The sequence below is a fragment of the Prauserella isguenensis genome, assembly GCF_014191605.1.
GTDB classification, from domain to species: Bacteria; Actinomycetota; Actinomycetes; order Mycobacteriales; family Pseudonocardiaceae; genus Prauserella; species Prauserella isguenensis.
Map to the genome: position 1 here is coordinate 1,140,626 of NZ_JACHWU010000001.1, position 24,061 is coordinate 1,164,686.

A 24,061-nucleotide genomic window follows, 5' to 3' on the forward strand; every position below is an offset into this window, starting at 1 on the left:
TGACGCAGAGCCTCCGCGCTCCAGGGGCGCTCTTTCGCCCGTAGCGGCGCTCCTTCGGGGAACCGCCGACAGCGAAACGCCGGGTGGGTCACGTGACCCACCCGGCGTTTCCGGCTGATCGGAACCGGAACTCAGCGGCCCGGCCCGGCCGCGCCGGCTACCCGGACGTACGGCGCAGCGGCCGTGTTCGCCGGCCCGAGGATCAGTCCTCCGGGTCGTAACCCAGGTTCGCCGACAGCCAGCGCTCGGCCTCGGCCATCGACCAGCCCTTGCGCTGCGCGTAGTCCTCGACCTGGTCGCGGCCCAGCCTGCCGACCACGAAGTACCGCGACTCCGGGTGGCTGAAGTAGAAGCCGGAAACCGCCGCGCCCGGCCACATCGCCATCGACTCGGTGAGTTCGATGCCGGTGGTGTTCTCGACGTCGAGCAGCTTCCACAGCGTCTGCTTCTCGGTGTGCTCCGGGCACGCCGGGTAGCCCGGCGCGGGCCGGATGCCGTCGTACTTCTCCTTGATCAGGCCGACGTTGTCGAGCTCCTCGTCGGGGGCGTAGCCCCAGAACTCCTTACGCACGCGTTCGTGCATCCGCTCGGCGAAAGCCTCGGCGAGCCGGTCCGCCAGCGACTCGAGCAGGATCGCGTTGTAGTCGTCGAGGTTCTCTTTGAACTCGGCGATCTTCTTCTGCGTGCCCAGGCCCGCGGTCACGGCGAAGCCGCCGACCCAGTCCTCGAGACCCGTCTCCTTCGGCGCGACGAAGTCGCCGATGGAGCGGTTCGGAACGCCTTCGCGGTGTTCACCCTGCTGGCGCAGGTTGAACAGCGTCGTCAGGGTCTCGCTGCGCTGCTCGTCGGTGTAGAGCTCGATGTCATCGCCGACCGCGTTGGCCGGGAAGAAGCCGATCACGCCGTTGGCGGTCAGCCACTTCTCCTCGGTCAGCTTGTCGAGCATGGCCTGCGCGTCGTCGTACAGCTTGCGCGCGGTCTCACCGGTCGACGGGTTGTTGAGGATGTCGGGGAACGAGCCCTTCATCTCCCACGCGTTGAAGAACGGCTGCCAGTCGATGTAGTCCCGCAGCTCGGCGAGGTCGTAGTCCTCGAGCACGTGGATGCCCGGCTTGGCGGGCGTCGGCGGGGTGTACGACGACCAGTCGAGCGGGGTGCGGTTCTCCCGCGCCTGCTCGAGGCTGATCAGCGGTTTGCCCTGCTTGTTCGAGTGGCGGGTGCGCAGGGCGTCGTAGTCGGCCTGCACCTCGGCCATCAGCGTCTCGCGCTGTTCGTCGTGCAGCAGCGAGGCCACGACCGGCACCGACCGGGACGCGTCCTTGACCCACACGACGGGGCCGTCGTATTTGCGGTCGACCTTGACGGCTGTGTGGGCACGCGAGGTGGTGGCGCCGCCGACCAGCAGCGGGACGTCGAACTCCTGGCGCTGCATCTCGGAGGCGAAGTTGACCATCTCGTCCAGCGACGGGGTGATCAGACCGGACAGGCCGATCACGTCGGCCTGGTGCTCCTTGGCGGCGTCCAGGATCTTCTGGGCGGGCACCATCACGCCGAGGTCGATGACCTCGAAGTTGTTGCACTGCAGCACGACGCCGACGATGTTCTTGCCGATGTCGTGGACGTCGCCCTTCACGGTGGCGAGCACGACGGTGCCGTTGGTGTCCTTCTCGCCGGTGGTGCCGGCGTCGGCCTTCTGCTGCTCGATGAAGGGAATCAGGTACGCCACGGCCTTCTTCATCACGCGGGCGCTCTTGACCACCTGGGGCAGGAACATCTTGCCCGCGCCGAAGAGGTCGCCGACGACGTTCATGCCATCCATCAGCGGGCCCTCGATGACCTCGATCGGCCGGCCGTCGCGCTGTTCGATCTCGAGGCGCAGCTCCTCGGTGTCGTCCTCGACGTAGGTGTCGATGCCCTTCACGAGCGCGTGCGTGATCCGCTCACCGACCGGCAGCTCGCGCCACTCGTCGGCGGTCTCGTCGGTGGAGGTGCCGTCGCCCCGGTACCGCTCGGCGAGCTCCAGGAGCCGCTCGGTCGCGGCCTGCGAGTCGTCGGTGCGGTTGAGGATGACGTCCTCGATGGCGTCCCGCAGGTCGGGGGCGACCTCGTCGTAGACGGCGAGCGCGCCTGCGTTGACGATTCCCATGTCCAGACCCGCGTCGATCGCGTGGTACAGGAAGACCGCGTGGATCGCCTCACGCACGGTGTTGTTGCCGCGGAACGAGAACGAGACGTTCGAGATGCCGCCGGAGATCTTCGCTTCCGGCAGGTTCTCCTTGATCCAGCGGGCGCCCTCGATGAAGTCCAGACCGTAGGTGGCGTGTTCCTCGATGCCGGTGGCCACGGCGAACACGTTCGGGTCGAAGACGATGTCCTCGCGGGGGAATCCCACCCGGTCGACGAGGATGTCGTAGGCGCGCTTGCAGATCTCCTTGCGGCGCTCGAGGTTGTCGGCCTGCCCGTCCTCGTCGAAGGCCATCACGACGACGGCCGCGCCGTACTTCTTGCAGAGCTGGGCCTGCTGGATGAACTCGTCCTCGCCCGCCTTGAGCGAGATCGAGTTGACGATCGGCTTGCCCTGGATGTTCTTCAGGCCGGCCTCGATGACCTCCCACTTGGAGGAGTCGACCATGATCGGCACGCGGCTGATGTCGGGTTCGGAGGCGATGAGCTTCAGGAAGCGGTCCATCGCGGCGACACCGTCGATCATGCCCTCGTCCATGTTGACGTCGATGACCTGTGCGCCGTTCTCCACCTGCTGCACGGCCACCGACAGGGCGGTGTCGTAGTCGCTGTCCTTGATCAGCTTGCGGAACCGGGCCGAGCCGGTGATGTTGGTCCGCTCGCCGACGTTCACGAACAGCGACGAGTTGTCGATGTTGAACGGCTCGAGGCCGGACAGCCGCGTCGCGGGCGCGGGCTCGGCCGGCACGCGCGGCGCCAGCCCCTCGGAGGCCTTCGCGATGGCGCCGATGTGCTCCGGGGTGGTGCCGCAGCAGCCACCGAGCACGTTGACCAGGCCGGCCTCGGCGAACTCGCGGACCACGGGCGCCATCTGCTCGGGCGACTCGTCGTACTCACCGAACGCGTTGGGCAGGCCCGCGTTCGGGTAGCAGTGCACGAAGCAGTCCGCGATGCGGCTGAGCTCGGCGGCGTACTGGCGCATCTCGGCGGCACCGAGCGCACAGTTCAGGCCGACGAGCAGCGGGTTGATGTGCCGGATCGAGTTCCAGAACGCCTCGGTGGTCTGGCCGGACAGCGTGCGGCCCGAGGCGTCGGTGATGGTGCCGGAGACCATGACCGGCCAGCGCCGGCCCCGCTCCTCGAAGAGTGTCTCGAGCGCGAAGATGCAGGCCTTCGCGTTGAGGGTGTCGAAGATCGTCTCGATCAGCAGCAGGTCGGCGCCACCGTCCACCAGGCCGTTGGCCTGCTGCAGGTACGCGGTGACGAGCTCGTCGTAGGAGACGTTCCGGGCGCCGGGGTCGTTGACGTCCGGGGAGATCGACGCGGTGCGGTTCGTCGGGCCCATCGCGCCCGCCACGAACCGCGGCTTGTCGGCGGTCGAGAACTCGTCGGCTGCCTTGCGGGCGACCTGGGCGCCCTCGTAGTTCAGCTCGTAGACCAACTCCTCCATCTCGAAGTCGGCCTGCGCGATGGTGGTCGCGCTGAAGGTGTTGGTCTCGACGATGTCCGCGCCCGCCTCGAGGAACCGGCGCGTGATACCGCCGATCAGTTCCGGCTGGGTGAGCACCAACAGGTCGCTGTTGCCCTTGACGTCGCAGCCCCAGTCGGCGAAACGCTCGCCGCGGTACTCGGACTCGCCGGGCGACTCCTGCTGGATCATCGTGCCCATCGCACCGTCAATGATCATGATCCGCTCACGCAGGAGCGCGGTGAGCTGGTCGGTGCGGTCTGGCTGAACGTTGCTCATGCCCTGCCTTCCTGGTCGGAAGGCGTCCTTGGAGGTTCTCACCGAGCGTGGCGGACCGCCCCCTGCCACTGGCAGCCCGTTGCAACGCCTCTCGGCACACCCCAGCCTAAGGTGTCCCCGGCCTGTGGTCGCGAGCGTTTTGCGAGGAAGCTCACCGCTCGGTTGACCTCGGCCGCCCGGCGCGCCTCTGAAACGCCCGATCGACTCTGAAACACCCCGTCGACCCGGGGACGTGAAACGACAACGCCGGGCGGCCCGTGATGGGCTTGCCCGGCGTTGTCGACTGGCGGAGGATACGGGATTCGAACCCGTGAGGGCTATTAACCCAACACGATTTCCAATCGTGCGCCTTAGGCCGCTCGGCCAATCCTCCGCGGAAAAGGGTACAGGACTGCGAGTGACCGCTGATAACGGGTCTGAGCTGCGGCGACCGGACCCGCCGTTCGGGCCGCTGCGGCGGCGGTCACGTCGTGGGCGGGCCGTCGGCACCGAGTAGCGGCAGGCACGGCTCCAGGCCGTCGATCGCCACGTCGACGCTCCGGTGGCGTTCCCACGCCTCGCGGGTGAGCACGAAGCGGTGGCCGATGCGGCGGCGGCCGAGGACGGCGTGGCGGGCGGTGCCGTCGTCGGCGTAGCCGAGCCGGCGCGACACGGCCGCCGACGCCGGGTTGTCGTCGAAAGACTCCGAACGGGCGACCTCCGCCCCCAGCCCTGCGAACGCCAGGTGCAGCGCCGCGGCGCGCATCTCCGTGCCGATGCCCTTGCCCTGGTGGTCACGCCCGAGCCACGAGCCGCTGCCGACCTGGCGGGTGACGGCGAACTCCGTGGCCTCGAGGGCCTGCATGCCGGCGACGGTGCCGTTCCACAACACGGTCAGCGGCAGCGCCCACGTGTCCGGGGAGAGCTCGCCCCGCATGCGGTAGTGGTGCTGCACCACGGACCGGGCGACGACGTCGGGCGGTGCCTCGGTGAACGGATGCAGGAACGGCATGGTGCCGGGCTCGTGGATGCCGGCCGCGGCGAGCTCGGCGAGGGCGGCCAGCTGGTCGTCGTCGGGCAGCCGCAGCTCGAGGCGCGGCGTGCGCACCCGCAACCCCAGGAGCGGGAAGTGGTCGGCCAGCATGCCGTCAGTATCGCCCCGCCGTCCACCGATGTCCGTCGGATACGCACCGTGACCGCACGGTCTGCCCGGGTGGGTCCGTCAGGCGCCCCCAGGCACCTCGGGGCGTTCGACGCCGTCAAGGTGCCCCGGGGACATCCCGTCCTCCGCAAGACGGTTACTCAGCGTGGGGGTGTCGACGTCAGGTTGGCGAAGGCCTCCACCTGGCTCCGGCGGCCCGCCACCACGAGGAGGTCGTGGCGCTCGACGGCGCTCTCCTGCGTGGCATACGTGAACTTCTCGCCGGGCCGCTTGATGCCCACGACCGTGACGCCGTACCGCTTGCGGATCGACGTCTGCCCCAGCGGCACGCCCAGCACCGCGTCGGGTGCCGTCGTCTTCACGAGCGCGTAGTCGTCCTCGAACTCGATGTAGTCGAGCATCCGTCCCGTCACGAGGTGAGCCACGCGTTCGCCCATGTCGTGTTCGGGCAGGACGACGTGGTGGGCGCCGACACGTTCGAGGATCCGCCGGTGCCGCTTGCTCGTCGCCTTCGCCCAGATGTGGGGGATGCCGAAGTCGGCGATGACCGACGTCGTCAGGATGCTCGCCTCCATGTCGTTGCCGATGCCGACGACGGCACGTTGGAAGTCGGGCACCCCGAGCTGGACCAGCGCGTCGGGATCCGTCGTGTCCGCAACGGCCGCGTGCGTCAGCTCGTCCGCGAAATGCTGCACGAGCTTGGGGTCACGATCCAGCCCCAGCACCTCGAACCCGCTCGCGATCAGCTCCAGCGCCAGCGAGCCGCCGAACCGACCGAGCCCGATGACCACGACGCGGTTGACGTCGTGGGACGTCCGCGGCGCGTTCCTGCTCGCCCACCTAGCCAACGATCGGCCTCTCTTCCGGAAGTTCGTACCGACGGGAACGGTCCCGCAACGCCAGCGCCGAAGCCAGCGTGATCGGGCCGACGCGTCCCAGGAACATGAGCAGTGACAGCACGAGGTGGCCGGCCGTGCCCACGTCGGCGGTGATGCCGGTGGACAGTCCGACCGTCGCGAACGCCGAGATCACCTCGAACAGCACCTGCTCGAGGCGGAACGGCGTCAACGCCAACAGTGCCAACGTGCTCAGCATGACCGCCGCGACGCTGAGCAGCACCACGGTCAGCGCCTGCCGCTGCACCAGCGCAGGGATCTTGCGGCCGAAGGCGTGCGCCGACGGCTCACCCTTGATCTCCGAGTAGATGACGAACGCCAGCAGCGCGAACGTCGTCACCTTGATGCCGCCCGCCGTGCCCGCACTGCCGCCGCCGATGAACATCAGGATGTCATTGACCAGCAACGTCCCCGATTCCATCTCGCCGACGTCGACGCTGTTGAACCCGGCCGTCCGCGGCATCGCGCCGTGGAACGCACCCGCCAGCAGCTTTCCCGCGAGGCCGAAGCCGCCGAGCGTCTCCGGGTTGTTCCACTCGGCGATCGTGATGACGACGACGCCGATGCCCAGCAGCACGCTCGTCGTCAGCAGCGTCAGCTTGGCGTGCATCGACCACCGGCGCACCTCGTCTCCGCGGCGGCGCGGCCGCCGATGCCGCCACAGCTCCAGCCACACGGGGAATCCCAGCCCGCCCGCCAGCATCGCGAACATGATCGGCAGGCAGATCCACGCGTCGGTCGCGAACCCCATGAGGCTGTCGCTGTACAGGGCGAACCCGGCGTTGTTGAACGCCGAGATCGCGTGAACACGCCGTGGTAGGCCGCCCGCCCGGCCTCGTAGCCGTAGCCGGTGGCGAACCGGACCGCGAGCAGCGTCGCGATGATCAGCTCGAGCAGCAGCGACACCGTGATGACGCCGCGCACCACGCGCCGCACGTCGCCGAGCTCGAGCGCCTTCGTCTCCGCCTGCGCCGTCAGTCGCATCCGCAGTCCGAACCGCCGCGACACGAGCAGTCCCAGCAGGGACGCCGTCGTCATGATGCCGATGCCGCCGAGCTGGATCAGCCCGAGAATGACCACCTCGCCGAACGTGGACCAGTGCTCCGGCGTGTCCACGACGATCAGCCCGGTGACGCACAGCGCCGACACCGAGGTGAACAGTGCTTCGACGAGACCGGTCGGCTCGCCGGACTCGGCCGCTGAGGGCAGTGCGAGCAGCGCCGTCCCGCACGCGACGACGACCGCGAACCCCGCGACGACGACACGCGCGGGCTGGCGCCAGCTCGGCAGCAGACGGGTCAGTAAGCGGCCGAGCACCTCACGCGGGGTGTTCGGGACGGCCGTCGGCGGCCCACTCGGTGTGGAACGCGCCGTCGGCGTCGACACGCCGGTAGGTATGGGCGCCGAAGAAGTCGCGCTGCCCCTGGACGAGCGCAGCGGGAAGCCGGTCGGCGCGCAGCGCGTCGTAGTAGGCCAGCGCGGTCGAGAAACCCGGCGTCGGAATGCCGAGTCGCACCGCGGTTTGGACCACCGACCGCCACGAGTCCTGCGCGTCCTCGACGGCCTTGCGGAAGCCGCCGCTGGTCAGCAGCGTCGGCAGGCCCGGTTCGTCGGCGTAGGCGGCGCGGATGTCGTCGAGGAAGCGTGCCCTGATGATGCAGCCGCCGCGCCAGATCGAGGCGACCTTCCCGAGGTCGATGTCCCAGCCGTACTCGGCCGCGCCCGCGAGGATCTGGTTGAAACCCTGTGCGTAGGCGACCACTTTGGACGCGTACAGCGCCTGCTCGACGTCGTCGGCGAACCGCTCGGCCTCGGAGCCGGACAGTCGGGCGCGGGTCGGACCGGCCAGGCCTCGGGTGGCCGAGCGCAGGTCGGCGTGCCCGGACAGCGACCTGGCGAAGGTTGCCTCGGCGATGCCGGTGATCGGTTCGCCCAGGTCGAGTCCGATCTGGACCGTCCAGCGGCCGGTGCCCTTCTGCTCGGCCTCGTCGGCCACGACGTCGACGAACGGCTTGCCCGTCGCGGCGTCGGTGTGCCCGAGGACCTCGGCGGTGATCTCGATCAGATACGACTCGAGCCGCCCGGTGTTCCAGGTGCGGAAGACGTCCGCGATCTGCGCCGGTTCGTACCCGAGCGCGCCGCGGAGCAGGTCGAACGACTCCGCGATGAGCTGCATGTCCGAGTACTCGATGCCGTTGTGGACCATCTTGACGAAGTGGCCCGCGCCGTCCTCGCCGACGTGGGTGCAGCACGGCTCGCCGTCCACGTGCGCCGAGATGCTCTCCAGGAGCGGACCGAGCGAGGCGTACGACTCGGCGGAACCGCCCGGCATGATGCTCGGCCCGTGCAGCGCCCCCTCCTCGCCGCCGGACACGCCGGTGCCGACGAAGTGCAGACCACGCTCACGCAGCGCGGCCTCGCGACGGCGGGTGTCGGCGAAGTGCGCGTTTCCCGCGTCCACGATGACGTCGCCCTCGTCGAGCAGCGGTGCGAACTCCTCGATCACGGCGTCCGTCGGCCCACCGGCCTTGACCATGACGACCAGTTTTCGCGGGCGCTCCAGCGCGTCGACGAACTCACGCGCCGAATAGGTCGGCACGAAGTCGCCTTCGTCGCCGAACTGGTCGATCAGCTCTTGGGTTCGGGTTTCGGACCGGTTGTGCAGGGCGACGGTGTGTCCGCGCCGGGCGAGGTTGCGCGCCAGATTCCGCCCCATCACGGCGAGTCCGGTCACGCCGATATCGGCCTTCTTCGTCATGGGGCCAACCCTACGCCGACCTCCTGCTTTGGGGCAGCGGCGAGAAAAGGTAACGTTCACCCCGCCATGGCCAGCACCGTGACCTCTCGCCGCAAGCAACTCGGCAACGAGTTGCGGCATGCGCGCACCAATTCGGGGATGACCCAGCAGCAGGTGGCGGCGATCCTCGGCTGCACGCAGGGCAAGGTCAACAAGATCGAATCGGGTGCCGTCGGCGCCAAGCTCGGCGATGTCCGGACCATGATCGATGCCTACGGCGTCTCCGGCGAGGAGGCCGACACGCTGCTGAACCTGGCGCGTGCCGCAGCCGGGCAGCGCGGCCACTGGTCCGGCTACCGCTCGGTGGTGCCGCACTGGTTCCGTACCTTCACCGACCTCGAACCCGCCGCCGCCGAGATCATGACGTGGCACGGCGAGCGCATCCCCGGGCCACTGCAGTCCGAGCACTACATGCTCAAGCAGTTCACGGAGTTCGGTTCCGGCGACATCACTTCGCTCGTGCGAGCGCGCCTCGATCGCAAAGCGGTCTTCGACCAGGAACAGCCGCCGTACTACCGGTTCATCCTGTCGGAATCGGCGTTGCGCAGGGCGCCGGGCGGGCGCTCACCCGGCGTGATGCTCGACCAGATGGAACACCTTCTCGAGCTGGACAAGCGGGGGCGTGTCTACATCCACGTGCTGCCGTTCGACGCGAAGCTCGCGGCCGTACCCAACGACTTCACGATCATGCGCTTCCCGGACCGCACCCGTGACTTCGTCTACGTCGAGCACTCCGCGGGCGGCATCTACCTCGACGACATGAAGGACTTCCAGATCTTCGTCGACTCGTGGGACCGGCTGCGGGGCGCCGCGCTGGAACGGGGCGAGACGCGGGAGTTCGTCCAGGACATGGCCGCGCACTACCGCTCCCAGTTGGTCACCTGAGTCGTCGGTGTGCGGCGGCCGGGCGTGGGCCGCGGGTGGGGAGCGCCGGCGGCGTGCGAGTGACTGCCGGCTGTGAGTGACGGGCGGCGCTGTGAGTGACTGCCGCGCTGTGAGTGACGGGTGGCGGCCCGGGTCGGTGACGGGGTGTCAGAGGCGCGAGACGTATCGCGACGTGAGCCTGCGGTCGTCGGCAGCGCCGTCCTGGGGCCGCGGGCGACGGCTGACGAGTCCGGGCCCGAACCGCCGGGGCTTGCGCGGCGACGGCAGCACGGGGGCGGGGTCGGTGAGGTCGGACAGGTCCGTCTCCGTGACCGGCGTGTTCGCCCGGGTCATCTCCAGTCGTACGGCCATGTGTACTCCACCCCCAAGAGCGCGCGCTGTGTGCGCGTGCGTGCGGACTTGTGGTTCGCCTCTCAGCGGGCGGGCCGGGGTCGACCTGCCGCCAAGCGTTAGGAATAATCCTAGGAGGGGATTAATCACGGTGTCGACCGGTGTTCGTGAAGTTCCCACGGATGGACGCACGCTTCGGTCGGTTTGACGCCTGAACACAGGGAGAAACCGGAGAAGCGGCACGAAATCGGACCAGCTCGACGAGCTGGTCCGGTGTCGCGACCGGTACGGAGGTAGAGATGGCCGACCGCACAGTGGAGACGGATTATTACGACCCGGCAACTGTTGTCAGCCGGTTCGACCCGATCAGGTGGCAGAAGTCGTTCGCGAGCGAGCCTAACGGTGGAAACTGCGTGGAGGTCAATTTCGGGGACACGGGCGGCGACGGCAATGTCGGCGTCCGCGACACCAAGCTCGACGACAGTCCCGTCTTCATGTTCACCCGCGGTGAATGGCAGGCGTTCGTGACCGCCGTCAAGGCAGGTCAATTCGATCCGCCCGCCTGAAACCCGCCTCGCGGCGGTCGGCCCGGCGGTCTTGACGGACCCCGTTCCGGAGGATCGTCGCCAGGCCGTAGACTTGGAACCGGACCCCCGCGGCGTCCACCCTGTGAACCTCCCCAGGGCCGGAAGGCAGCAAGGATAAGCAGGCTCTGACGGGTGCGGGGGTCCCCTTTTTGTGCGGACCCCGTACTCGGCCGCCGCCCTGTCACGTGCCCGAGTGCTGGACATGCGGGGCCGAGCGCAGGACACGGGGCGGGGTGAGTGGGGAGAAGTGCCCGTCGGGGTGTCGGCACCGGCCGGTACGCTCGCTGCCGTGGCTCTCGCGCTGTACCGCAAGTACCGTCCGTCGACCTTTGCCGAGGTCGTGGGGCAGGAACACGTCACCGAGCCGCTCCGTACCGCGCTGGCGGCCGGACGTATCAACCACGCCTATCTGTTCTCCGGGCCTCGCGGCTGCGGCAAGACGTCGAGCGCCCGCATCATGGCGCGCTCGCTCAACTGCGAGAGCGGGCCGACCTCGGACCCGTGCGGCGAGTGCGGCCCGTGCAAGGCGCTTGCGCCGGAAGGCCCCGGCAGCGTCGACGTCACCGAACTCGACGCGGCCAGTCACGGTGGTGTCGACGACGCCCGTGAACTGCGTGACCGCGCCTTCTACGCACCCGCAGAGTCGCGCTATCGCGTGTTCATCATCGACGAGGCCCACATGGTCACCACGCAGGGCTTCAATGCCCTGCTGAAGATCGTCGAGGAACCGCCGGAACACCTGATCTTCATCTTCGCGACCACCGAGCCGGACAAGGTCCTCACGACCATCCGCTCGCGTACGCACCACTACCCGTTCCGGCTCATCCCGCCGACGGCCATGCGCGAACTGCTCGAACGCAACGTCGCGGCCGAGGGCATCAACGTCGAACCGGCCGTGTACCCGCTGGTCGTGCGTGCCGGAGGCGGATCCGCGCGCGACACCCAGTCGGTGCTCGACCAGCTCCTCGCCGGTGCGGGGCCGGAGGGCATCACCTACGACCGGGCCGTCGCGCTGCTCGGTGTCACGGACGCCGCGTTGATCGACTCCATGGTCGACGCGCTCGCCGCCGAGGACCACAAAGAGGTCTACGGAACCATCGATCGTCTGGCCGAGGCGGGTCACGACCCGCGCCGGTTCGCGAGCGACCTGCTCGACCGGTTCCGCGATCTCATCCTGCTGCGTTCCGTGCCGGACGCTGCGTCCAACGGCATGGTCGCCGCTCCGGAGGAGGAGCTCAGCCGCATGTCGGCGCAGGCCGAACGGGTCGCGCCGGGCACGCTCACCCGTTACGCCGAACTGCTGCACAACGGCCTACGAGAGATGCGTGGTGCGACGGCGCCCCGCCTGCTGCTCGAGTTGCTCGCCGCGCGCATGCTGCTGCCCGAGGTCGCCGACGACGAAGGCGCGACGTTGCAGCGGCTCGAACGTCTCGAACGTCGCATGACGGCAGGTGGCGGACCTGCCCCGGCCGGCGCGGCCCCGGCAGGCGCGGCCCCGGTAGGCGAGGCGAAGCCCGAGCGGACGTTCGAACGGCCGTCCCAGCGTGCGCAGCAGCCGGAACCGGCCCCGGCAGTATCCCCGGAACCGGCGGCGTCCCCGGAACCGGCGGCGTCCCCCGAACCGGCGGCGTCCCCGGAACCGGCGAAGTCGGCACCCGCGGCAGCACAGTCCGCGCAGGCACCGTCCTCGTCGACCCCGCCGACGCCCGTGCAGTCCGAGCCGCAGGCCGCCCCGGCGGAACAGGCCGCGCCCGCGCAGCCGGAATCCGCACCCTCGGCACCCGCTGCGCCCTCGGCACCGGCTGCGCAGTCGGCCCCCGCGGCCCAGGATGCGAGGACCGGGCAGCCGGGGCAGATCGACGCGGCGGCGTTGCGCCAGTACTGGCCCCAGCTGCTGTCGACCGTGCGCAAGGCCAGCCGCAGCACCGAGGCGATGCTCACCAACGCGACGGTGCACGGCGTCGAGGCGGGCGCCGTGACGCTCACGCACACGGCCGAGCCGTTGGCGCGGAGGCTCTCCGAACCCCGCAACGCGGACTGCATCGCGGCGGCACTCGGCGAACTGCTGGGTGGACAGTGGCAGGTGCGGTGCCTGCATGCGGGAGCGGCCGGTGCCCCACCCGCACAGTCGGCGGCACCGTCCCAGAGCACGCCCGCCCAGGGCAGCACGTCGGCGCAGGGAGCCTCCTCGAGGCAGTCGGCCCCGCCTGCCGCCGGTACGCGGGCAGAATCCGGGCCGCCCGCGTCGGCTCCGTCCGAGCCCCAGTCCCGGTCCGGCACGTCCGAAACGGCCCAGCCCGCAGGTGGCTCTCCGTCCGGCGGAGACGCCCGGTCGGGGCAGTCCCCGGCCGAGCCGCCACGACCCGAGCCCGGGCAGTCCACATCCGGGCAGCCTGCATCCCGGGAACCCCAGGCCCAGGCCGACGTGTCCTCGGGCGGCGCCGGTCCGAAAGTGACGACGGCCGAGCCCGACATCCCGCTGCCCCCGGAACCGGACGACGACGATTACGGTGCCCCGGAACCGCCCGGTCCGGAACCGCAGCGGTCCGAGCCGCCCCGGTCGGCGCCGTCGTCGGGATCGGGCAACGGTGCTGCGCAGGCCGGTTCCCCGGCCGCGGCCTCCGACGACCCGGAAGACGTGGCCCAGCGTCTCCTGTCGGATCACCTCGGTGCCCGTCCCATCGACTGACGCGACGTCCCGGACGGGCAGGCGTCGACACCCGAGGGGTCAGCGGTCGAGGTAGCGCAGCAGGCCGCGGGTGATGGCGTCGGCGTATCGGCGGCGGCCCTCGGAGGTCGACATCGCCGCCGCCTCCTTGGTGTTGCGCATGTTGCCGCATTCGACGAGTACGGCGGGCACGGTCGACAGATTCAGGCCCGCCAGGTCGTCGCGCGCGTCGATACCTTCCTCCGAGGCGATGTAGTCCGACTTCGCCAGCCCGGCCGCGGACATCCCCGCCACCATGTCGCGTGCCAGCCGCGGCGCGGCCGTCTGCTGGGCGTCGTTCAGCGGCGGGGCCGAGTAGATGACGTGGAATCCGCTCGCGTCGGCGGACGTTCCGTCGGCGTGGATCGACACGACGGCGTCGGCCTCGTTGCGGTTGCCGATGGCGGCGCGTTCGTCGACGCACGGCCCGACGCCGTTGTCATCGGGTCGGGTGAGCACGACGTCGACGCCCCGGCCGACCAGCATGCGCTTCACGTGCTGCGCGACCGCGAAGTTGAACGCGTGCTCGCCGTACCCGTCGGCGGTGCTGGTGCCCGTCGAGTTGCACTGCTTGCGATCGCCGCGACCGTTCGGCACCTCACGGCCGATCCGGTCCGGGTTCGCCGCGTTACGACCGTTGTGCCCGGGGTCGAGCACGACGACGGAGTCGCCGACGTCGGAATCGCTGCCTGAATCGCGCCCCGAACCGGCCGATGCCGAACGCTGGGTGGCGGCCCGCTCGTCGCCCACGTCGCCGTCGGCCGCGGGTTCGGCGGGCGAACAGCCCGTCAGCAGCATGCCGAGACCGGCCGTCACGGCGACGCCGCGGGCCAGCGCGATGGTGAATGTGCCCCCCGAACTCCGCACGGTGTCCACGGTGCCACAGTCGCGGCGACTAGGCTGGCCGGTACAGCCAGCTCAAGCGACGAGATCGGATCGACCACCATGGCGCAGCCCGGCGGCGGAATGCCCGACATGCAGCAGATCATGCAGCAGGCGCAGCAGATGCAGCAGCAGATGCTCGCGGCGCAGGAGGAGATCGCCAAGGCCGAGGTCACCGGCACCGCGGGTGGCGGCAAGGTGACCGCCACGGTCAGCGGCGAGCTCGAGCTCAAGAAGCTCGACATCGACCCGGGGATCGTCGATCCCGAGGACGTCGAGACCCTGTCCGACCTGGTGGTGGCGGCCGTCCGCGACGCGACGAGCAACGCGCAGCAGCTCCAGCAGGAGAAGCTCGGCTCCATCACGGGCGGCCTCGGCGGCGGCGAAGGCCTGCCCGGCATGGGCAACCTCGGCCTTCCCGGAATGTAAGCGTGTACGAAGGTGTCGTTCAGGACCTGATCGACGAGCTCGGCAGACTGCCCGGGGTCGGTCCGAAGAGTGCGCAGCGGATCGCGTTCCATCTGCTCGCCTCGGACCCGCAGGACATCGGGCGGCTGCGCGAGGTGCTCGGCAAGGTCGCCGAGGGCGTGCGATTCTGCGAGATCTGCGGCAATGTCTCCGAGGGCGAGCGGTGCCGTATCTGCAACGACGTGCGCCGTGACGCCACGTCGGTCTGTGTCGTCGAGGAACCGAAGGACGTACTCGCCGTCGAACGGACGCGCGAGTTCCGCGGTCGCTACCACGTGCTCGGGGGCGCGCTCGACCCGTTGTCGGGTGTCGGCCCGGACCAGCTGCGCATCAAGGAACTGCTGATGCGCATCGGGTCGGAGGAGATCACCGAGGTGATCATCGCGACCGACCCGAACACCGAGGGTGAGGCCACCGCGACCTATCTCGTGCGGATGCTGCGCGACTTCCCGGGTCTTACGGTGACGCGGCTCGCCTCAGGGCTGCCGATGGGCGGTGACCTCGAGTTCGCCGACGAGCTCACGCTCGGCCGCGCCCTGTCGGGCCGCCGCGCGCTGTGACCCGCCGTGGACGCGGGTTCCGGCGCGGCGCGTGACCTCTCGGCGCATGACGCCTCGGCGCGTGATGTCGGCGCGCCTGATGTCCCCGGTCGCGGGCACGGATCGGCAGGCGCGGGTCACGTGGCCGAGCCGGCAGGCGACCTCGCTGACCGGGTGCTCGCCGCGCCGCCGCGGCTGGGAGCGGTGCGGCTGTTGACGATCGACGGGCCTTCGGGCGCGGGGAAGTCGCACCTCGCCGCTCTGGTCGTCGACGTCCTGCACCGCCGGGGAGCCCATCCGGCGCTCGTCAGCACCGACGACTTCGCGACGTGGGATGACCCGGTGTCGTGGTGGCCGCGGTTGACGGCGGGGGTGCTCGAACCCCTCGCGGCGGGCGAGCCCGGCCGATACCGGTGTACCGAGTGGACCGCGGCCGGCGAGCCGGTGCCGGGCGGCCTGGTCGACGTTCCGGTTCCCGGGGTGCTGGTGTTGGAAGGCGTGTCCTCCGGACGTCGTTCCGTGCGGGGCGTGACCTCGGTGCTGTGCTGGTTGGACCATGCCGGTGCGGACGCCCGGTTGGCTCGGGCCGTCGCGCGTGACGGCGAGTGGTCCAGACCCCATCTGGAGCGGTGGCAGCGCTTCGAGACCGGCTGGTTCGTCGTGGACGAACCCTGGAATACAGCCGATGTGACCTACTCGTCCGAATGGTCTAATCAATTCGTTGGAAACGACTGACACCCGCGGAATTCAGGCACTATCCGTGTCCGGATCCGTGAATTCCTCGCCGGAAAAGGTCGTCAAGTAGCCCGATCGTAACCTCAAGTCCTTAAGGAACCGGCCATGAGCCGCTAAGGTCTGCCTCCATCTGCGCCCATCTGGGCGTAACCCGACTGACCTTCCTCAAGGGGTGCGAACATGCTCCACTCACGGGTGACTCGCACGCGCAGCCTCGCCCTGATCGGGCTGGCCGGCGCGCTTGCGATGACCGCTTGTGCCTCGGAACGTGGCGAGGACGCCGGCGACGCGAACACGTTGGTGTTCGGCGCCGCAGGTGCGCCGAAGAACTTCGACCCGATCTTCAACGACGACGGCGAGAGCTTCCGCCCGATCCGGCAGATGTACGAGACGCTCGTCGCGTACAAGCCCGGTACCGCCGAACTCGAGCCCGGTCTGGCCACGGAGTGGACGCCGAGCGAAGACGGCAAGACGTGGACGTTCAAGCTCCGAGAAGGAGTGAAGTTCCACGACGGCACGGACTTCAACGCCGAGGCGGTCTGTTTCAACTTCGACCGCTGGTACAACATGTCCGGCGCCGCCGCACAGAGCCAGATGATCTACTACGGCGACGTGTTCGAAGGCTTCGCGGAGAACAAGGGCGACGCCTCGGGCGACCCGGTGTACAAGTCCTGCGAGGCAACCGGCGAGCACACCGCGGTGCTGAACCTCAACGAGGCCAAGGGTGCCTTCCCCGACGCGTTCGGCCTGACGTCGCTGTCGATGTCGAGCCCGGAGGCGCTGAAGGAGTACAACGCCGACGAGGTCACGCAGAGCGGCGAGTCGTTCAGCTATCCGGCCTATGCCAACGAACACCCGACGGGCACCGGCCCGTTCAAGTTCGAATCCTACGACAAGTCCGCGAACACGATCACGTTGACGCGGAACGAGGACTACTGGGGCGACAAGGCGAAGCTGGAGAAGATCGTCTTCCGTGTCATCCCGGACGAGAACGCGCGCAAGCAGGACATGATCTCCGGCCAGATCGACGGGTACGACCTGCCGAACCCGGCCGACTACCAGGCGCTGCGCGATTCGGGCGCCCAGGTGATGGTCCGCCCGACGTTCAACATTCTCTATCTGGGCATCAACCAGAAGAACACGCCGGAATTGAAGGACGTGCGCGTCCGCAAGGCGATCGAGTACGCGATCAACAAGAAGCAGCTGGCGAAGAACCAGCTCCCGGAGGGCGCGTCCGCCCGGTACCAGTTCGTGCCGGAAGAGACCGACGGCTACACCGACGACGTCGAGAAGCACGAGTACGACGTCGACAAGGCGAAGCAGCTGCTGAAGGACGCGGGTGCCGAGGACCTGAAGCTCAAGTTCTTCGTGCCGACCGAGGTGAGCAGGCCGTACATGCCGAACCCGGTGGACATCGCGGGTGCGGTCTCGGACAACCTCGACTCGGCAGGCATCGACGTCGAGATGGTGCAGCGCCCGTGGAACGGCGGCTTCAAGGACGACATCCAGAAGCACGGTAACCACGACATCCACCTGCTCGGCTGGACCGGTGACTATGGCGACGCGGGCAACTTCGTCGGCACGTTCTTCGGCCGCGAGAAGGCGGAGTTCGGCTTCAACGACAAGGAGATCTTCAAGGCGTTGGCCGACGCCGATGCGAAGGTCGACGACCAGGAGCAGAAGCAGGCCTACGAGGAGGCCGCCGTCAAGATCTCCGAGTACGTGCCCGCCGTCCCGCTGACGTCCTCGCCGCCGGCGATCGTCGTGGGCGGTGACGTCCAGGGGCTCGTCCCGAGCCCGCTGACCGACGAGCGGTTCGTCTCGGTATCCAAGGGCCAGAGCTGACGCTCTGCTCGACATCCCACCGGGAGGCAGTGCCCGCGTGCGCGCCGCGTGCGTAAGCGCTGCCTCCCGGCTTCATGGGGCAAAGGCGCCTATTCATGCTCAGGTTCACGGTGCGTCGGCTGCTGCAAGCGGTTCCGACGCTGTTCGTACTGTCCATTCTGGTTTTCGCGTGGCTCCGGTTGCTGCCCGGCGGGCCTGCGACGGCTCTGCTGGGAGACAAGGCGACCCCGGAGCGGGTCGCGGCGATGAACGAAGTGCTGGGCCTGGACGACCCGATCTTCGTCCAGTACTTCCGCTTCCTCGGCCGCATCCTCTCCGGCGACTTCGGAAACTCGTTGATCACCGGTGATCCGGTGATGGAGGAGGTCGGCTGGGCCTTCCCGGCGACGCTGGAACTGTCGGTCGCGGCGATGTTCCTCGCGGTGCTGTTCGGCATCCCGATGGGGTACATCGCGGCGCGGTTCCGCGGCAGGTTCCTCGACAACGCCACGGTCGTCACCACGCTCGTCGGCGTCGCGGTGCCGGTGTTCTTCCTCGGCTTCCTGCTGAAGTACATCTTCACGCAGGAGATGTCGCTGCTGCCGCCGTCCGGCAGGCAGGACGTGCTGATCGACGCCACCCGGGTGACCGGCATCGCCACCTTCGACGGATTGCTGACGGGTGAGTTCGACGCCACGTGGGATGCGATGCTGCATCTGATCCTGCCCGCGGTGGCCCTGGCGAGCATTCCGTTCGCGGTGATCGTCCGCATCACGCGTGCCTCCGTGCTGGACGTGCAGGGTGAGGACTTCGTCAGGACGGCGAACTCGAAGGGACTGACGACGCAGATCGTGCGCAAACGCCACGTGCTGCGCAACGCCCTGCTGCCCGTGTCGACCACGATCGGCCTGCAGACCGGCCTGCTGATGTCGGGAGCCGTGCTGACGGAGAAGGTGTTCGCCTGGGGCGGGCTCGGCACCCTGCTCGAACAGGCGATCCAGCAACGTGACTATCCGAGGTTGCAGGGGCTCATCCTGCTGTTCGCCGTGGTCTTCGTGCTGGTCAACCTGCTGGTCGACATTTCGTACGCAATCATCGACCCGAGGGTGCGTGTGCGATGAGTATTCTTTCCACACGGAAGGCCGACAAGATCGACTCGTTGGCCGAGGGCGGCACGAGCCTCGCCATGGACGCGCTCCGCCGGACGTTCCGCAGCCCGGTCGCGATCCTCGGCCTCGTCATCGTCGGCCTGTTCGTCATCCTGGCGATCATTTCGCCGTTCATCGCGCCGAAGGACCCGTACCGGCCGTATCCGGAGCTGAAGTCCGAGCTGACGCCATCGAACATCCCCGGCCCGATGCCGGGATTCCTGCTCGGCAGTGATCAGAACGGGTACGACTTCTTCTCCCGGCTCCTCGTCGGCGCCCAGCAGACCCTGTTCGTGGGTGTGTTCGCGACACTGATCGGTGTCGCCATCGGCATGATCATCGGCGGGCTCGCCGGCGCGTTCGGCGGCTGGGTCGACAGTGTCCTGATGCGACTGACCGACATCATGCTGTCGATTCCCTCGCTGCTGCTGGCGATCTCGATCGCGGCGCTGCTTCCGGGGAGCCAGTGGACGGTGATCATCGCCGTGGCGATGATCGGTGTTCCGGTGTTCGCTCGATTGCTGCGGGGCGCGATGATGGCGCAACGGTCGAGTGATCACGTGCTGGCGGCGACCGCGCTCGGTGTCAAACGGAAGACGATCGTGTTCCGGCACATGCTGCCCAACTCGATCGGCCCGGTGATCGTGCAGGCGACGCTCACACTCGCGACCGCGATCATCGACGCGGCGGCGCTGTCGTTCCTCGGCCTCGGCGATTCCGACTGGCGGCGCGCGGAGTGGGGGCTGATGCTCGGTAACGCGCAGGAACTGCTCAGCGTGAAACCGTCGCTGGCGTTCTTCCCCGCCATCGCGATCATCATCGTGGCACTCGGCTTCACACTGCTCGGCGAGTCGATGCGGGAATCGCTCGACCCGAAGAACAGGCGGTAACTCACGTGGCACTACTGGACGTACGCGACCTGAGCGTCGTGTTCAAACGCAAGGGGACCCGCCCGTTCACCGCGGTCGACGGTGTCAGCTTCTCGGTCGAACCGGGGCAGACCGTGGGCCTGGTAGGCGAATCGGGCAGCGGGAAGTCCGTGACGTCGCTGGCGATCATGGGCCTGTTGCCCAAGCGGGGTGCGGAGGTCGGCGGTTCGGTGACGTTCTCCGGCACCGAACTGCTGACGCTCTCCGACAAGCAACTGCGCGACCGCCGCGGCCGGGACCTGGGCATGGTGTTCCAGGACCCGTTGTCGTCGCTCAACCCCGTGATCACCATCGGGTTGCAGATCACCGAGGTGCTCGAACGGCACCGCGGGATGTCGCGCAAGGAGGCCCGGGTCGAGGCGGCGGAGCTGCTGGACCGGGTCGGCCTCCCGGATCCGGGGCGGCGCATCGACGAGTACCCGCACCAGCTGTCCGGTGGGATGCGGCAGCGGGTGCTCATCGCGATCGCGCTGGCGTGCAGGCCGAAGCTGCTGATCGCCGATGAGCCGACGACCGCGCTGGACGTGACGATCCAGGCGCAGATCCTGTCGTTGCTGTCGGAGCTGGTGTCCGAAACGGACACGGCGTTGATCATGATCACCCACGACCTCGGTGTCGTGGCTGGGCTGTGCGACGACGTCAACGTCATGTACGGCGGTCGGATCGTCGAACGGGCGCAGCGGCACGACCTGTTCGACCGGTCGCGGCATCCGTACACGCACGGCCTGCTGCAGTCGATCCCGCGGCTCGACGCGCCGCGAGGCGAGCCCTTGACGCCGATCCGCGGGTCGGTGTCGGACAACATCGAGTGGGAACAGGGCTGTGCCTTCGCCCCGCGGTGTCCGAACGCGACCGACGTGTGCTGGAGTGATCCGCCCGAACTGAAGGCCGACGACGGCAGGATGTTGCGTTGTCACAACCCCGTCGCCATCGGCGATGCCGTCACGGAGGGAGCACTGTGACCGACAAGACCGCCACGACGACGGAGGCCACCGACACCGACACGGCCGGCACCGACACGGCCGGTGCGGACACGGTCGGCATCGACGAAGCGCGCAACGATGCGGCGGGCGCCGACGCGGCAGGCGCCGAGACGGCCACCGGGACCGGCGAGGCCGGTCCCGGTGACGGCGCGGTGGGCGGTGACGACGTGCTCGTCACCGTCGAGGACCTCAAGGTGCACTTCCCGATCAAGCGGGGAATCGTGCTGGAGCGCACCGCCGGATACGTCTACGCGGTCGACGGGGTCGACCTGACGATCCGGCGGGGTGAGACCTACGGCTTGGTGGGCGAGTCCGGGTGCGGCAAGACGACGCTCGGCCGCGGCCTGCTGCGGCTCGTCGAACCCACCGGCGGACGGATCGTGTTCGACGACACCGACGTGTCCACGCTCAAAGGCGAGACGCTGCGCAAGTCCCGACGCCGGATGCAGATGATCTTCCAGGACCCGCTGTCTAGTCTGGACCCGCGGCAGTCCGTGGAATCGATCCTCGTCGAAGGGATGCGCGCGCACGGGCTCGACTCCGGGAAGGAAGCGACCCGGGCGCGGCTCGTCGAACTGCTCGACTCCGTCGGCCTGCCGGAGAGCGCGCTGCACAAGTACCCGCACGAGTTCTCGGGCGGACAACGGCAGCGCATCGGCATCGCGCGGGCACTGGCCGTGGAGCCGGACCTGATCGTGGCTGACGAGCCGGTGTCGGCACTGGACGTGTCGGTGCAGGCACAGGTGTTGAACCTGTTGGAGGAGCTGCAGCAACGGCTGGGGCTGACGTATCTGGTCATCGCGCACGACCTCGCGGTGGTGCGGCACATCTCCGACCGGATCGGCGTGATGTACCTCGGGTCGCTCGTCGAAGAGGCGAGTTCCGACGAGATGTACGCCGAGCCGATGCACCCCTACACGAAGGCGTTGCTGTCGGCGGTGCCGGTGCCCGACCCGACGGTCGAGGACGAGCGGGAGCAGATCCTGCTGACCGGCGACCTGCCGTCACCCGCGAACCCACCGACGGGCTGCCGCTTCCACACGCGGTGCCCGTGGAAGCAGGACACGCTCTGCGACACGAACCGCCCCGAGCTGCGCGACGTCGGCGGCGGCCACCGCGTCGCGTGCCACTACGCCGAGGACATTCTCGCGGGCAGGATCAGCAGGCACGAGGTCGAACCCGAACTGGTCCATCCCGACGCGTGACCGGCCGGCGGGCCCGGGGCACCCTGGGCCCGCCCGGCCACCACCCCTCCTTAGGCTTGCTGGCGCGTGACGGTGTTCAACGCCCCGAAGGTGCCCTTGGGGGCAGCTGCGACACGCTCGGTTGCGCCTCGCCGGGCTCGTCGGCAGGGACGAGGGGCTCGTGTGGCCGGCGTCGGCCCCGAATGAGGCGCGCCGTCGTGGAGCCGAGGAAGACGCCGGTCACGACGACGACCGCCGCTCCGATCTCGACCGGTGTCGGTCGTTCGCCCAGCAGCAGGAACGACAGCGTCATCCCGATCACCGGGACGAGCAGTGAGAACGGTGCCACCGAGCTGGCCGGATTGCGGCGCATCAGCGTCGTCCAGATGCCGGAACCGAGGACGGTGCCGAGCAACACGATGTAGCCGAGGCCGGCCACCGCGATCCACCCCTCGTCGATCGTCGCGAGCGAGTGCCACTGCCGCGCCGGGCCCTCGAAGACCAGGGACAGCGCGAACATGGGCAGCGGCGGCACGACGCTCATCCAGAGCGTGAAGTGCAACGGGTTGTCCGGTTTCGCCTGTCGGGAGCACAGGTTGCCCGCCGCCCAGCTCAGTCCTCCCAGCAGCGTCAGGATCACCGGAAGCAGGGCCGCGTACTCGGCGCGTTGCCACGCGATCGCGGCCATGCCGACCACGGCCAGCGCGATCCCCGCCAACTGCCTGCGCGAGAGTCGCTCGCGCAGCAACACGGCGCCGAGCAGCACGGTGAACGGCGCGGACGACTGCAGGACGAGCGACGCGAGTCCCGTCGGCATGCCGCTGTACATGCCGACGAACAGGAACGCGAACTGGAACGTGCCGAAGCCGAGGCCGTAGCCGATCAGCCACCGCGCCTTCACCTTCGGGCGCGGGACGAGCAGGACCGTCGGGACGGCGATGACGAGAAACCGCAGCGCACCGGCGAACAGCGGAGGAAAATGCGTCAGGGTCGCGTGGATCGCGAGGAAGTTGCAGCCCCAGATGACGGCGACGAACGCGGCGAGTAAGCGGTCTCTCGGCGGCATGGCTACCAGAGTGCTGCCCGAGGACTCTGTAGTCCAGCGAGAATATTTGCAGCGAGTATGTAGTTGTGCTTCAATCATCGCGTGGATGTCGGCAAGCTGAGGACGTTGCGGGAGTTCGCGGATCGCGGGAGCGTCTCGGAGGCCGCCAAGGCGCTGAGTTGTACACCGTCAGCGGTGTCGCAACAGCTGCGCGCACTGCAGGCCGAGGTGGGACTCGTCCTCACCGAACCGGACGGGCGCGGCCTGCGCCTCACCGACGCCGGCAGCGCCCTCGTGTCGCGGGCCGACGACGTGCTGGCCGCGATCGACCGCGCGGAGACGGAGCTCGACACGTTCCGCAGCACGCCGCGCGGGTGCGTGCGACTGGCGGTGTTCCCTTCGGCCGCACTGGTGCTGTTGCCGGGGTTGTTACGGCAGGTCGACGCAGTCGACGGCCTCGAACTGGACGTGCGCGATGTCGACATGACGCCACCCGAGGTGCCGGGGCTGATGGCCGACTTCGACGTCGTCGTGATGCACCGGGACGAGTACGCGCAGCCCGTCGCCTCCGAGCGACTCGAGGTGCTGCCGCTACTGCGGGAACCGCTCGACGTGGCGCTGCCTCCCGACCATCCGCTCGCGGGCGCCGACCGCGTGGAGCTGGCCGACCTGGCCGCGGAGCCGTGGATCAGCGTCGACGTCGGATTCCCCGTCGACGACCTGCTGGTGTCGCTGGCCACGCGGACCGGTGTCCGGCCACGGGTCGTCCAGCGGATCAACGACTTCCGAATCATCGAGTCGCTCGTCGCCGCAGGGCACGGGATCGCCCTACTGCCGAGGTACACAGTGGACACCGCGAAGGTGTTGTGCAAACCGCTCGCCGGTGTCAGGGCCGCCCGGAACATCGAGGCGGTGATCCGCCCCGGCGCTCCCGACCGTCGACCGGCGGTGCGTGCCGTGCTGGACGCGATTCGCGACGAGGCGGCCCAGTTCGGCGAACCGGGCGCGTGACGTCGCCGGGGCGCCCCGGAACCCGCGGCACGGGGGTAG

Annotated in this window: 20 protein-coding genes, 1 tRNA gene, 1 other RNA gene and 1 pseudogene; 13 read left to right on the plus strand and 10 right to left on the minus strand. The window is 69.0% G+C overall.

What is annotated here, in order from left to right:
- Positions 1-202 precede the first annotated feature (202 nt).
- The 7 genes and pseudogenes from metH to gndA form a co-directional block, all read right to left on the minus strand.
- Entirely contained in the window at positions 203-3,931 is a 3,729-nt protein-coding gene (gene metH, locus FHS23_RS05395) for a methionine synthase (protein ID WP_183648668.1), read from the minus strand.
- A 284-nt stretch (positions 3,932-4,215) separates the two neighbouring features.
- A tRNA-Ser gene (locus FHS23_RS05400) sits at positions 4,216-4,304 on the minus strand.
- Positions 4,305-4,394: 90 nt separating this feature from the next.
- Positions 4,395-5,054 (minus strand): GNAT family N-acetyltransferase, encoded by a 660-nt coding sequence (locus FHS23_RS05405; protein ID WP_183648672.1) that lies wholly within the window; start codon positions 5,052-5,054, stop codon positions 4,395-4,397.
- A 158-nt stretch (positions 5,055-5,212) separates the two neighbouring features.
- Positions 5,213-5,920 carry a potassium channel family protein gene (locus FHS23_RS05410; protein ID WP_221218956.1) on the minus strand — a complete coding sequence of 236 codons (708 nt, stop codon included), beginning with the start codon at positions 5,918-5,920 and terminating at the stop codon, positions 5,213-5,215.
- Entirely contained in the window at positions 5,913-6,719 is an 807-nt protein-coding gene (locus FHS23_RS23885) for a potassium transporter TrkG (RefSeq protein WP_425501083.1), read from the minus strand. The genes FHS23_RS05410 and FHS23_RS23885 overlap by 8 nt, the downstream gene beginning before the upstream one ends.
- A gap of 137 nt (positions 6,720-6,856) precedes the next feature.
- Positions 6,857-7,354: pseudogene (locus FHS23_RS23890) on the minus strand (potassium transporter TrkG); the annotation flags it as partial.
- The gene (gndA, locus tag FHS23_RS05420) at positions 7,287-8,726 is read right to left on the minus strand and encodes an NADP-dependent phosphogluconate dehydrogenase (RefSeq protein ID WP_183648675.1); all 1,440 of its coding nucleotides are present in this window, start codon (positions 8,724-8,726) and stop codon (positions 7,287-7,289) included. The pseudogene FHS23_RS23890 and the gene gndA, both read right to left, overlap by 68 nt.
- A 66-nt stretch (positions 8,727-8,792) precedes the next feature.
- On the opposite strand from gndA, the gene FHS23_RS05425 reads away from it, so the two are divergent.
- Complete coding sequence (locus FHS23_RS05425; protein WP_183648678.1) at positions 8,793-9,650, plus strand: helix-turn-helix domain-containing protein; 858 nt, start codon at positions 8,793-8,795, stop codon at positions 9,648-9,650.
- 147 nt (positions 9,651-9,797) lie between these two features.
- Here the strand turns inward: FHS23_RS05425 and FHS23_RS05430 are convergent, their stop codons facing one another.
- Positions 9,798-10,001: a hypothetical protein gene (locus tag FHS23_RS05430; protein WP_183648681.1), complete on the minus strand. Its 204-nt coding sequence runs from the start codon at positions 9,999-10,001 to the stop codon at positions 9,798-9,800.
- A gap of 278 nt (positions 10,002-10,279) precedes the next feature.
- On the opposite strand from FHS23_RS05430, the gene FHS23_RS05435 reads away from it, so the two are divergent.
- From FHS23_RS05435 to FHS23_RS05445, 3 genes are all read left to right on the plus strand, one after another.
- The gene (locus tag FHS23_RS05435) at positions 10,280-10,546 is read left to right on the plus strand and encodes a DUF397 domain-containing protein (protein WP_183648683.1); all 267 of its coding nucleotides are present in this window, start codon (positions 10,280-10,282) and stop codon (positions 10,544-10,546) included.
- A 78-nt stretch (positions 10,547-10,624) separates the two neighbouring features.
- Positions 10,625-10,717, plus strand: an RNA gene (gene ffs / locus FHS23_RS05440) — signal recognition particle sRNA small type.
- Between the two features lie 139 nt (positions 10,718-10,856).
- Positions 10,857-13,256, plus strand: coding sequence for a DNA polymerase III subunit gamma and tau (locus FHS23_RS05445; RefSeq protein WP_183648686.1), 2,400 nt, complete (start codon positions 10,857-10,859; stop codon positions 13,254-13,256).
- Positions 13,257-13,295: 39 nt separating this feature from the next.
- Here the strand turns inward: FHS23_RS05445 and FHS23_RS05450 are convergent, their stop codons facing one another.
- Positions 13,296-14,141: an N-acetylmuramoyl-L-alanine amidase gene (locus tag FHS23_RS05450; RefSeq protein WP_343053658.1), complete on the minus strand. Its 846-nt coding sequence runs from the start codon at positions 14,139-14,141 to the stop codon at positions 13,296-13,298.
- A 78-nt stretch (positions 14,142-14,219) separates the two neighbouring features.
- Between FHS23_RS05450 and FHS23_RS05455 the strand changes: the two genes are divergently transcribed.
- From FHS23_RS05455 to FHS23_RS05490, 8 genes are all read left to right on the plus strand, one after another.
- Positions 14,220-14,585 (plus strand): YbaB/EbfC family nucleoid-associated protein, encoded by a 366-nt coding sequence (locus FHS23_RS05455; protein WP_183648689.1) that lies wholly within the window; start codon positions 14,220-14,222, stop codon positions 14,583-14,585.
- Between the two features lie 2 nt (positions 14,586-14,587).
- A complete protein-coding gene (gene recR, locus FHS23_RS05460) occupies positions 14,588-15,184 on the plus strand; it encodes a recombination mediator RecR (protein ID WP_183648692.1) in 597 nt (198 codons plus the stop codon).
- Between the two features lie 120 nt (positions 15,185-15,304).
- Complete coding sequence (locus tag FHS23_RS05465; protein WP_343053659.1) at positions 15,305-15,898, plus strand: uridine kinase family protein; 594 nt, start codon at positions 15,305-15,307, stop codon at positions 15,896-15,898.
- A 180-nt stretch (positions 15,899-16,078) separates the two neighbouring features.
- Positions 16,079-17,743 carry an ABC transporter substrate-binding protein gene (locus FHS23_RS05470; protein WP_183648695.1) on the plus strand — a complete coding sequence of 555 codons (1,665 nt, stop codon included), beginning with the start codon at positions 16,079-16,081 and terminating at the stop codon, positions 17,741-17,743.
- Between the two features lie 95 nt (positions 17,744-17,838).
- Entirely contained in the window at positions 17,839-18,843 is a 1,005-nt protein-coding gene (locus FHS23_RS05475; RefSeq protein WP_183648698.1) for an ABC transporter permease, read from the plus strand.
- Positions 18,840-19,760 (plus strand): ABC transporter permease, encoded by a 921-nt coding sequence (locus FHS23_RS05480; RefSeq protein ID WP_183648701.1) that lies wholly within the window; start codon positions 18,840-18,842, stop codon positions 19,758-19,760. Before FHS23_RS05475 ends, FHS23_RS05480 begins: the two co-directional genes overlap by 4 nt.
- 5 nt (positions 19,761-19,765) lie before the next feature.
- Positions 19,766-20,761, plus strand: a complete 996-nt coding sequence (locus tag FHS23_RS05485) for an oligopeptide/dipeptide ABC transporter ATP-binding protein (RefSeq protein WP_183648704.1) — start codon at positions 19,766-19,768, stop codon at positions 20,759-20,761.
- Positions 20,762-20,949: 188 nt separating this feature from the next.
- A complete protein-coding gene (locus FHS23_RS05490) occupies positions 20,950-21,987 on the plus strand; it encodes an oligopeptide/dipeptide ABC transporter ATP-binding protein (RefSeq protein WP_183650936.1) in 1,038 nt (345 codons plus the stop codon).
- 76 nt (positions 21,988-22,063) lie between these two features.
- Here the strand turns inward: FHS23_RS05490 and FHS23_RS05495 are convergent, their stop codons facing one another.
- Positions 22,064-23,032 (minus strand): EamA family transporter, encoded by a 969-nt coding sequence (locus tag FHS23_RS05495; protein WP_183648706.1) that lies wholly within the window; start codon positions 23,030-23,032, stop codon positions 22,064-22,066.
- Between the two features lie 81 nt (positions 23,033-23,113).
- Between FHS23_RS05495 and FHS23_RS05500 the strand changes: the two genes are divergently transcribed.
- Positions 23,114-24,022, plus strand: coding sequence for a LysR substrate-binding domain-containing protein (locus FHS23_RS05500; protein WP_183648709.1), 909 nt, complete (start codon positions 23,114-23,116; stop codon positions 24,020-24,022).
- Positions 24,023-24,061 lie beyond the last annotated feature (39 nt).